This is a genomic window from Maribacter sp. MS6 (genome assembly GCF_056839185.1).
Window position 1 is genome coordinate 534,434 of record NZ_CM166389.1, and the last position, 12,022, is coordinate 546,455.

The following is a 12,022-nucleotide window of genomic DNA, read 5'->3' on the forward strand; positions in this document are numbered from 1 at the left end:
GTCATTAGAATTCAAGAATAACTAATTAACATAAGCCATCCCGTATACAAATCTCTACTTTACGGAATTCAAATAGCAACAGCTTCTTTTAATCTCAAGGCAGGATACCTTTGCAAACCAAACCAATACGATAAAACACAACCCTAAACCTTCTATAAACAAGCCTATTAATTGCATAAGGTATAAACTGGATATTGCTGAGATTGGTTATCAAATCCCTATAATCGCATGTATTTTAATATCAAAATAAAGAATTACTGTTAAAATTTTTATGATATTTTGTGTTTCACAAGTTTTAACATAAATTTACAGTTGGGATGTTGCAAAACTTTCTCAACTGAAACTAGAGTAATCTAAATAATTAACTTAACTAAACTAAAACTGAGCGCATGAAAAATCTTTTTTTCAAGAAATTGCCTTTTATAGTTGCCTTATTATTTCTGGGTACTATTCAAGCACAAACAATTACTGGGACCGTCTCCGACGCAACTGGCCCCTTACCAGGAGCCAACGTATTGGTGAAAAACACCACCAATGGAACCCAAACTGATTTCGATGGTAATTATACGATTACAGCAGATAGCGATGCCACCTTGGTATTCAGCTATATTGGCTACAAGTCTGTTACCATTCCTATTAATGGTCAAACCACTATCGACGTTACATTGGAAGAAGACGCTAGTAAGTTAGACGAGGTTGTAGTAACAGGTTATGGTAGTCAAGCCAAAAAGGATTTGACTGGTGCCGTAGCTGTGGTAGATACCGATGAACTACTTTCTGTACCTGCAACTACTTTTGCACAACAACTACAAGGTAGGGCAGCAGGTGTTAACATTGTTAACGATTCTCGAGCAGGTGTTAACATTGTTAACGATTCTCGAGCAGGTGGTGCAGCTACCGTTCGTATCCGTGGTTTTGGATCCGTCGGAAACAACGACCCATTATATATTATTGATGGTGTTCCTACAACAGAGCCAGGAAACATAAATCCAAATGACATTGAGTCATTGCAAGTGTTAAAAGATGCCTCTGCAGCATCTATTTATGGTTCTAGAGCGGCAAACGGGGTTATCATCCTTACAACTAAACAAGGGAAAATGGGAAAACCTTCCATATCCTATAATACGTTTTATGGTTTACAGACTTCCACTACATCGCCTGATGTACTTAACGCGGAAGATCTTGGTACGTATTTATTCTTAGCGGATCGCTATGCTGGTAGAACACCAACGCACGGACAATATGACTATGGTCCTAATGGAGAAATCACAATTCCAGATTTCGTTTTCCCTAGCGGAGCTTTCGAAGGCGATCCAGCAACTAATCCTGATTTGTACGCTCTTCAAGAAGGTAATATTTACGCCATCACGCGTGCAGCGGACACTGACTGGTATGATGAAATTACACGTACGGCACCCATCCAACAGCATAACATTTCAGCATCCGGAGCAACTGAGAGTGCACGTTATGCATTCTCCCTCGGGTATTTCGAACAAGAAGATATTGTCAGATTTGTAGAATACAACAGAGTTTCGTTGAGAGCTAATACAGAGTTTAAAGGTATAAACAACAAGTTGACTATTGGAGAAAACTTTACTGTGTCTCTAGAGAACAGAAAAGGTGTCAACAACCTCGATGAGGAGCAAGGGCCAATAGCTGGTTCGTACAAACACCACCCATTACTACCTGTTCGTGACATTGTAGGTAACTTTGCCGGTAGTAGAGGTGCCAACTTGGGTAATAACTTTAACCCATTCGCGGCATTATCCAGAAATCAAGATGATCGTCAGTACGATTTACGTTTGTTAGGTAATGTATATGCGGCTTATCAATTGGCAGAAAATTTAGAGATTCGTACTAGTTTTGGTGTGGATGCCACTACGCAACGTATTAGAGATATTGGTCGTCCGCAACCCGAATATGTAGAAGGTAACTTCATCAACAGTTCATCGGCACGTTCGCGATATGCGTATGCGTGGACTTGGACAAACGGTTTATCATGGAATAAGACCTTTAACGATGTACACAATGTAAAAGCATATGTTGGTGTTGAATCTATACAGCGATTTGCAGAAGGTTATGATGCTAGTAGACAACGTTTTGCTTTCGACACGAATAACATTATTAGCTATTTGAATCTAGGTGATGCTACTACAGCTCAAAATGCCGGTTTCATTCTTGACGATTTTTCACTATGGTCACAATTTACACAACTCAATTATGATTATGATGGGAAGTACCTAGCACAGTTTACATTAAGAAACGATTCATCTTCTCGTTTTAGAGAAGCTTCCAGAAGTGCGGTATTCCCTGCTTTCAGCTTAGGTTGGAGAATGTCCGATGAAAACTTCATGGACGGTGTAGATTGGATAGATAATTTAATGGTACGTTACGGTTGGGGACAAACAGGTAACCAAGATATTGGTAACTATAATGCCTTTACCACCTACCGATCAGATATCGTAACTGGTGGTTATCCAATTGATGGTTCAACAAGTTCGCCACAAATAGGTTTTCAACCAGGCCAATTTGGAAATCCTAATGCAAAATGGGAAACCACAACATCTAATAACATAGGTATTGACATGGTGATGTTGAATAACAAATTTACTTTTGGTTTAGATCTTTGGGATCGTGTCGTAACTGATATGCTTCTTCCAGCACAGCCTACATTTACTGCGGGCCAGGCTAATCCTCCATCCGTAAACGTTGGTGGTAACACGTCTAAAGGATTTGATATTGCATTGGGCTATAACAGTAAAATAGGCGAAGACTTTACCTTTAGTATAAATGGTAACCTTTCTGCCTACAGAACTGAAGTTGATGCATTAAGTACTCCGGATGAAAGAATCTTCGGTCGTACAGAACGTATACCAGCAATTACCATTACGCAGGCGGGAGATCCTATTTCCTCTTATTTCGGATATGAAGTGTTAGGAATTTTCCAATCAGAGGCTGAAGCACAAGCGGCACCGCAATTTGGTGATTACAACGCACCAGGTAAATTTAGATTTGCAGATACCAATGGTGACGGAGTTATTACTTCGGATGATAGAACCATCATAGGAAGTCCACATCCAGATTTTACATACGGTATTAACTTGGACTTTAATTACAAGGACTTAAGTCTTAACATCTTTGGAAACGGATCGCAGGGTAATGACATCTTTAACTATGTACGTTATTTTGCTGACTTTAATACGTTCCAAGGGAACAGGTCTTCAAGAGCCTTAAACGATGCATGGCAACCGGCAAACCCAACTGCACCAGTTTCGCAGTGGACCGCGGCCAATCCAGGAGCAACATCCCCAATTATGGATGCTGATGATGCTACGAGTAGCCAACCTTCCTCTTATTTAATTGAAGATGGTAGCTTCTTTAGAATCAGAAATATACAACTGACCTATAATTTCCCAGTGGAAACTTTGAAAGATGTAGGTTTGGCCAATGCACAAATTTACATTCAGGCACAAAATGTTGCTACTTTCACCAAGTATTCAGGTTTAAATCCAGAAATCTCCTTAAGAAGAACAGGAGATGCCAATAGAAACCTTACCTTAGGGTATGATGGTGGATTCAACCCGGTACCAGTAACCTTAAGTTTAGGATTGAATATCACGTTACAGTAATAAAAATTGAATATGAAATTTAAAATGAAATGCAAATGAAAACAATCAAAGGAGTATTATTAATTTTCGTCGCCTCACTTTTTTTAGTGACAGGTTGTGCAGACGAATTTTCTTCCAAAGAGCCCCAAGCGGCTTTTGGTGAAGGTGATGTAGCAACAGCCGAAGGTGTAGAAGGAATTCTGTTAGGTTCCTACAATATGTTGCAAGGTGGTGGCCTACAAGGCCAAACCTGGCACAATGAGATTCAAAACTGGGTGTTTAACTTGCCCTCCGATGATGCCCTAAAGGGTACGGATGCAGGAGATCAGCCAGAGCAATCATTTATTGAGCAATACGATTTTCAAAACTTTAACATTCACATTCGTGATAAGTGGAGAGGTTTGTACTTGGGTGTTGCTACTACAAATGATGCCATTACTACATTGGCCAAAGTTGAAGAAGGAATTTCGGATGAGCGACGCGCGCAGATCATTGCAGAAGCACGTTTTCTAAGAGGGATTTTTCACTTCGAAGCACGTAAAATGTGGGAACGACCTGTTTATATAGATGATTCTAATTTTGATTTAGCTGATCTTGGAAGTACTTTAGTTCCAAATGATCGCGAAATATGGCCATTTATAGAAGCTGATTTTGAAGCAGCCGCTGCAGTTCTTCCTGCTACACAAAGTGAAGTAGGTAGACCAACAAGCTGGGCAGCCAAAGCATTTTTAGCTAAGGCTAAAGTGTATCAAGGATTTAACGCTGATGGTTCGGCTAACACGGCCAAACTACAGGAAGCAAAACCTATCCTTGAGGACATCCTTACCAACGGAGGGTTTACTTTAGTACCAAACTTTGAAGATAACTTCTTGGTAGGTACACGTAACAATTCCGAATCTATTTTTGAAGTGCAATATGCAGTTAGCCAAGCAAACGCTGATGTATCCAACCGTGGTGTTGGTTTAGCACATCCATACACCGATCCTTGGGGTTGCTGTGGTTTCTATCAGGTGAGTCAAAACTTGGTAAACGCTTATAAAACTGAAGGAGGGTTACCGTTATTGGATACCTTTAACGATTCAAATGTACCTTCAGATGTAGATGACACCATGGCTTCGGTATATGATGGTCCTTTAGATCCAAGACTAGACCACACTGTGGGTAGACCTGGAATTCTTTACAAGAATTTCAAAATTGCACAAGTAGATTTTGCAAGGGATTTGAATTACGCCGGTCCTTTTGTTTCTAGAAAACATGTTGCCGAGCAAGAATTTTTTGCTGGCGGCGGATGGCAGAACCTTTCTGCCAACAATTACAGGATTATGCGTTTAGGCATGATATACTTGTGGTTAGCAGAAGTAGAAGTAGAATTAGGCAATCTTGAACGAGCCAGAGAATTGGTAAATGTAATCAGAGCAAGGGCTTCTAATCCTGCAGGTTTTGTACCAAGAGCAATACAAGGTGCAGAGCGTAATGATTTTACCATTGTTCCGGATGAGCCAGCTGCAAACTATGAAATTGCACAATATAATGATCCATGGACAGATCCAGCACTTGCTCGTAAAGCGGTTCGTTTTGAAACCCGTTTAGAGTTCGCAATGGAAGGTCATAGATTCTTTGACCTACAACGATGGGGTATTGCTGCTGAAACATTGAACGCTTACGTACAAAGCGAATCTCAGAGCAGAGCTTACCTTGCAGGTAAAACCTTTGTTGAAGGGAAACATGAATATTTCCCTATTCCATTAGAAGCAATAGATCGTTCCGTTAAAGATGGCGCACCAACCTTAACTCAAGATCCTGCATACTAGGGCAGAACAATAAATCTTCCTTGAAGATTTTTAATACCAAAAGCAGTGATTATCTTTGTATAATCACTGCTTTTTTTATTACCCTATACTTAACAAGCTCGCTATCCAATGAGAATAAATGTATTAGTTTTCCTATTAGTAGTTCTTTTAAATTCCTCATGTGAAAAGAAGGAAAAAACGCTCTTCGTTTTAAAATCTGGACAGAACACGAACATCAATTTCAATAACCGTATTACAGAAACGGACACCTTTAATATCCTAACAGAGGAATATATATTTAACGGTGGCGGCGTTGCTATTGCAGACTTTAATAATGATAATCGTAACGACATACTTTTTACAGGCAATCAAGTGTCAAACCAGTTATACCTCAATAAAGGGGAATTTCAATTTGAAAACATATCAGTGGTATCGGGTATAGAGGCCCCACAAAAATGGAGTACCGGAGCGGCCGTTGTTGATATCAACTTAGACGGTTGGATGGATGTTTATATTTGTGTAGCTATGGCAAGTGGCAGTAACGAAAAACGTAATATGCTTTTTGTAAATCAAGGTTTAAATCAAGATGGTGTACCAACATTTAAAGAAATGGCTAAAGCCTATGGAATCGATGATAGTAGAAATAGCATGAACGCTACATTTTTTGATTACGACAAAGATGGCTTCTTAGATCTCTATGTATTAAATAACGAACAGGTACATGAATTACCTACAAATTATCGTGTAAGCGTTAACGATGGTTCTGCAATAAGCAATGATCGGTTATATAGAAACAAAGGTGACGGAACATTTGAAGATGTTACCGTTTCGGCAGGTATTGTTTACGAGGGTTTTGGTCTTGGGCTCGCCGTAGCCGACTTAAATTTTGATGGTTGGCCAGATCTTCATATAAGCAATGATTATCTCACCAACGATATTTTGTATATCAATAATCAAGATGGCACCTTTTCCAATGAAGTTGGATCATATCTAAAGCATCAGAGCAAGTTTTCTATGGGTTCCGACATATCTGATTATGACAACGATGGTTTTTTGGATATTCTAACTTTAGACATGCTCGGTGAGACCAACCATCGTATGAAAACCAATATCGGCAGTACAAATTATGTAGAATACACCTTAAATGAACGATATAATTATCAATATCAATACATGCGCAACATGTTTCATAAAGGAAATGGTTCTGCAGGTAATTTTAACGAAATAGGCCTAATGGCCGGTATATCCAAAACTGATTGGAGCTGGTCGCCATTGTTTATGGATGCGGACAATGATGGTTTTAGAGATCTTTTGATTACCAATGGTTTTCCCCGTGATATAACCGATAAAGATTTTGGGGATTTCGCCATTAGCGTCAACGCATTTTTAAGTCCTTCTAAAATATTGGATTCCATACCGGAAGTCAAAGTAGCTAACTATGGGTATCGCAATAAAGGAGACTGGACCTTTGAAGAGGAGACTCAAAACTGGGGATTAAATATCCCGTCTTTTTCAAACGGCGCGGCTTTTGCCGATCTGGACCAAGACGGCGACCTGGACTATATCGTGAATAACATTAACGATGAAGCGTTCGTGTACGAAAATACCCATGGTGCAACTAAAAGTGAGAAGAACAATTTTTTACGATTGGCACTTAACGGCCCAAATGGAAACCCATTGGGTATTGGAACTAAAATCAAAATCAACTACGGTAAGGATAAAATTCAATACTACGAACATTATTTAACGAGAGGATATATGTCCTCCGTAGAGCCTATTGCTCACTTTGGACTAGGGACGAGCGATACGGTTGTAGAGATTCAAATTCAATGGCCAGATGGAACTTATCAACTTATAGAGAATATTGAAGCCAATCAAACTGTTGCTATCGCCTATGAAAATGGTATCAAGTCAGATAACCTAAATACAATTCATGCTGTTCCCGAATCTTCGAATAATACGTATTTCTCTGATGTCACGGAACAATTAAACCTTGATATCGACCTAAAAGATATAGATTTCATAGATTTTGATTTACAACGTACGCTACTCCGAAAGCTATCTCAAAATGGCCCGTGTCTTGCCGTGGGTGACTTAAATGGAGATTCTCTGGAGGATGTGATCATTGGAAGTACCAACAAACACTCTCCTCTGCTCCTATTCCAAAATAAGGATGGAGGTTTTGAACAAAGAGCATTGTTCACTCTGCCAAATGACATGGAGTTTGAAGAAGAAGCTATTGAACTTTTCGATATTGATAATGACGGTGACCTTGATATGTATTTCGTCTCAGGTAGTAATCAATTTAAAGAAGGCAGTAATAATTACCGAGATCGGTTTTATTTAAACGATGGTTATGGAGATTTTACAGAAGATGCAAATAGAATACCGGAAATCAACACCAGTGGATCTGTTGTAAAAGCAATGGATTTTAACAGTGATGGCCTTATAGATGTGTTTGTTGGCGGAAGAACTCCCATAGGCGAATATCCTATGCCTGAGAAAAGCTTTCTTCTGATGAACGAAAACGGGATATTAAAAGATGTCACAGATATGCTTGCACCCGACTTGCGTTCTTTAGGTATGATAACCGATGCCGTTTGGAGTGACTACAATGCAGATGGTCAACAAGATTTGATCGTTGTTGGTGAACTCATGCCTATTACAATTTTCAAGAATAATAACGCTTCTTTTGAAAAAGTAGAGAATACAGGAATCCAAACATTCTTGGGTTGGTGGGAAAGTATTGCCGCTGCCGATATGGATAATGATGGTGATATTGATTTTGTTGCGGGAAACTTAGGGCGGAATAATTTGTTTCAGCCTTCTACAGAGCGGCCAGTTACTGTTATTGCCAAGGATTTTGACAAGAACGGTAGTATTGACCCCGTTACCTTTGCGTATTTTAAGGACATAAATGGTAATTTTGAGTCCTTTCCTGTCAACTTTTGGGGAGATGTGAATAAACAAAGCACCTTGTTCAGGTCGAAATTCAATTATTACAGAGACTATGCAAAAGCAACCGAAAACACCTTATTTTCTGCCTCTGAATTAGAAAACGCGACGATTTTAAAAGGTAACTACGATAACAGTTGCTTTGTAGAAAATCTTGGAAATGGCTCGTTTAAAATACATTCATTACCTATTGCAGCTCAATTGGCACCACTGAATAGTCTTGTTTTAAAGGATATAGATTCCGATGGGAATTTAGATATTTTAGGAGTTGGAAACGATTTTGGCAATGAAACGTTTATTGGAAAATATGATGCCTTAAACGGCATATTTTTAAAGGGCAATGGCAAGGGCTCTTTTGAAACGGTTCCAAATAGCAAGAGTGGTCTTTTAGCACCAAAAGATGCAAAGTCTATTGCAGAAGTAAAGAGTGCTGCCGGTGGTTCATACTATTTTATAACCCAGAATAAAGAGAAGCTTTTGGTATTTAAGGATTCAAAAAAATAGCTTAGTCCAACTAATTCCTTGATTAGTAAAAATAACCAGTTAAACACAGAAGAAACAATAGCGCTATCTTTTTAACGAAAAATAACCTTGAATCTCTCTATCAAAAACCGAAACGGCTTTAAACCAATAGGTGGAAGAAGGCATAGGCCTGCCATTGTAAGTACCGTCCCAACCAATAGAATCTGGATTAATTTGAGATAGTAATTTCCCATATCGATCAAAAACATAAAGGGCACGTATACTTGGAACATTATCATTTAAAGGAGAAAGTTGCCAGTAATCATTAATACCATCATTATTAGGGGTGAAGAATTTTGGAAAATCGTCTGGCCTCAACGTTTGTACAAACTCATACGTTATGGTTCCACAACCATTCTTGTCCCTAATATAAATTAGGTGGTCACCTTCACTAACGTTTCTAAATACATTACTATCTTGGTAAGGCCCAGTTTCATCATCCAAGGCATACTCATAACTGCCATTCCCAATCACGTTTACCGTTAAATCCAAACCTAAAGCGTTTATTTCCGTTTCAACACTATCAACAACTCCAACATCAGAGCGAACCACTTGGAATTCCCTTATACTTGCACATTCCGTAATTTCGCCTAAAATAGCAACAGAAATATAGGCCTCGTACCTGTACGACCCTATATCCTGGGTAGTAAAAACGTTTGTTTCCGATACTAATTCTTCGGTACCATCCGTGTTTATTCTAAACCATCTAAACCCATCCGCACGATCGTCGCTGACAATAGAAACCTCAGTTTCATCTGCACACAAACCAATAGATTCAGGTATACTAATTTCTGGTCTAAAAACTTCGCAATCAATACTTGAATCACCCGTTACAAATCGCTCTACACGACAAATTCCCGCATCACCATTTTCATTGTAAGGTGTTATCCTAACAAAAATCTCCGTGTTAACAGGAAAGTTATCCATGAAACTATAGGTTAACACATTACCAACATCTGTCTCTGGCAGTAAATCATCATTATTCTCTGAAGTGCCTATCGCCAAACGATAACCGGTAGCTGTAGGGGCATAATCCCAAATAATATTCTCCCCTAATGCCACGCCTTCACTGTTTGGCAACGGATTACTTAAAGTAGTACAGTTAGGTGGGGTGGTGACGTCTACAGTTCTAAAACGCTCGGAAGGGCAGGTTATAAAAGTAAAGCCATCGTCTAAAAATAGACTTATCGTTACAAAGATTTCAGTATTATCTGGTAACCCTACAATGGGAACAAGACTGTTAACTAAGGCTGCAGAACGACTATTGTAAATATCAGAACCTCCAGGGGTGGTCCCCAAGGATACCGAATACCCATCTATACCCGAAACTAATTCCCATACGACCCGGGTATCAACAGGCACATCTACGTCTCCATTAACCGGTAAGGTGATAACAGGACAACTAACTTGTGCACTACAGAATACGCTAAAGAAAATAGATGATAGAAACATCGTTCTCATTAGGTACTTTGTACAAAAATTAGATGGTAACAAACTCATAGTATCACTTAAAGTTACTCCGCTACTCAACGGTCCCAAAAATCAAAACTGACTCACATGCATAAAGTAAAACTAAGAATAAGTTGAAAATATTAACTTTATTAATCTAAATCAAATACCATTATTTTTATTATCGAAAAGCGATATTGCTAAAATAATAAAAGATAGTAATTTTTTAAATAAACATGATGTTCATAGACGATTTAAAGGCAACGCGAATCATCTAAAATCTCTTTTGGGTTTTGACAACAATACAAATCAATTTCTTGAAATAGAAGAAAATCCTTTCAACTTACTATTAATCCTGCAACGTGCATTTTTTCAACGTATTGCGCTACATAATAAGTGGCATATTCCGGACACAATAAACTTTTGAGAATCTACTAATTAGAATGAATAACAAATAAGACCTGGTAGCACGGACCTATGAACAATAACCGTAATGCAAAACAATGGTATCTTTCATTTCAATGTAATGTGCAATTACAAAATCAGTCATCCTAGCCAAAAGATTATTCCATTAAGGTTATAGTCTTTCCTTTCTTCGAACTTTGAACCGCGGCATCCAAAATTTCCATGGTAATCATATTATTTTCCAAGCTATAAGGGTCAAAAGGCTCTAGTTGCAATTCCCCTAATATCACAGCGGCAAATAAAGCAAACGGATCGTCAAAAGGAGGTGTTCGTTCCTCCAAATCATAAGTTTCTTCCTTAAACCCATCGTATCCTTCAGCAATGCGCAAACGGAGCTGGTTTCGTGAATCTGCATAAACAGCGCCTAAGGTTCCATATAATTCCATGTCCTTTCGCCCAATAGGCCAGTTCCAGGAGGGCTGCAGTATGGCCATGGATTCATCATATGTAAGTATTATCGTTGCATCGTCATCTACCTTTGGGTTATTTTCAGATTGAAGTTGCTGTGTGACAGCAGTAATTGAATTCGGTTTTTTTCCTTTCTGTAGCCATGTTAAAAGATTAGCTCCATAACATCCAAAATCTATTATTGCTCCACCCCCATTAAGTACAGGGTCCGTTAACCATGCTAAAAACTCTTTGTTTACTCCAATTTTTTTTGGCCCTCGATGACCATTGCGAACAATCACCTTTCTTAGGGCACCAATAGTACCTTCTTTAAGTATGTCATTAGCCTTAACGTTGGTGGGGTACCAAGATGTCTCATAATTGGTGAGTAAGTGAATTTTATGTTCATTAGCCAAAGCTTCCATCTTTTGTGCATGCGCTAAACTTACAGCTAAAGGTTTTTCTACCATAACATGAATACCCTTTGGTGCACAAACTTCAACCACCTTCAAATGATCATATATTGTACCGAATGCAGCAACGGCCTCCGGATTTTTGGCGGCTATCATCTCCTCAATGGTACCAAATACCAAATCCATTGAAAAATTATATTCACGAGATAACCGTTTAGCCAACTCCATATCTGTCTCTACGATGCCCACCATGGTAACATCACTAGCATCCTCAAGGCCTAAAATCCAGCCTACATGACCATGACTAAGTCCTATTACACCCAATCTTACTTGTTTTTTTTGCGCAATAAATGAATTTGAAATCATAAAGATGAATAGGGTGATAATATAAATATTTTTCATTTTGTTTTACTTTTTGTCAGTATTGAAAGGT

General features: G+C 38.7%; 5 protein-coding genes. 3 read left to right on the top strand and 2 right to left on the bottom strand.

The features are described from left to right. Nucleotides 1–389 precede the first annotated feature (389 nt). The 3 genes from MS6x_RS02415 (at nucleotide 390) to MS6x_RS02425 (ending at nucleotide 8,857) form a co-directional block, all read left to right on the top strand. Entirely contained in the window at nucleotides 390–3,629 is a 3,240-nt protein-coding gene (locus tag MS6x_RS02415; protein ID WP_482605184.1) for a SusC/RagA family TonB-linked outer membrane protein, read from the top strand. 35 nt (nucleotides 3,630–3,664) lie between these two features. Continuing rightward, nucleotides 3,665–5,419 carry a RagB/SusD family nutrient uptake outer membrane protein gene (locus MS6x_RS02420; protein ID WP_482605185.1) on the top strand — a complete coding sequence of 585 codons (1,755 nt, stop codon included), beginning with the start codon at nucleotides 3,665–3,667 and terminating at the stop codon, nucleotides 5,417–5,419. 108 nt (nucleotides 5,420–5,527) lie between these two features. After that, nucleotides 5,528–8,857, top strand: coding sequence for a VCBS repeat-containing protein (locus MS6x_RS02425; protein ID WP_482605186.1), 3,330 nt, complete (start codon nucleotides 5,528–5,530; stop codon nucleotides 8,855–8,857). 63 nt (nucleotides 8,858–8,920) lie between these two features. Here MS6x_RS02425 and MS6x_RS02430 read toward each other — a convergent pair whose 3' ends face one another. Together MS6x_RS02430 and MS6x_RS02435 are read right to left on the bottom strand one after the other, a co-directional pair. Then, nucleotides 8,921–10,336, bottom strand: a complete 1,416-nt coding sequence (locus tag MS6x_RS02430; RefSeq protein ID WP_482605187.1) for a T9SS type B sorting domain-containing protein — start codon at nucleotides 10,334–10,336, stop codon at nucleotides 8,921–8,923. A 551-nt stretch (nucleotides 10,337–10,887) separates the two neighbouring features. Continuing rightward, the gene (locus MS6x_RS02435) at nucleotides 10,888–11,991 is read right to left on the bottom strand and encodes a Gfo/Idh/MocA family protein (RefSeq protein WP_482605188.1); all 1,104 of its coding nucleotides are present in this window, start codon (nucleotides 11,989–11,991) and stop codon (nucleotides 10,888–10,890) included. Nucleotides 11,992–12,022: the final 31 nt, after the last annotated feature.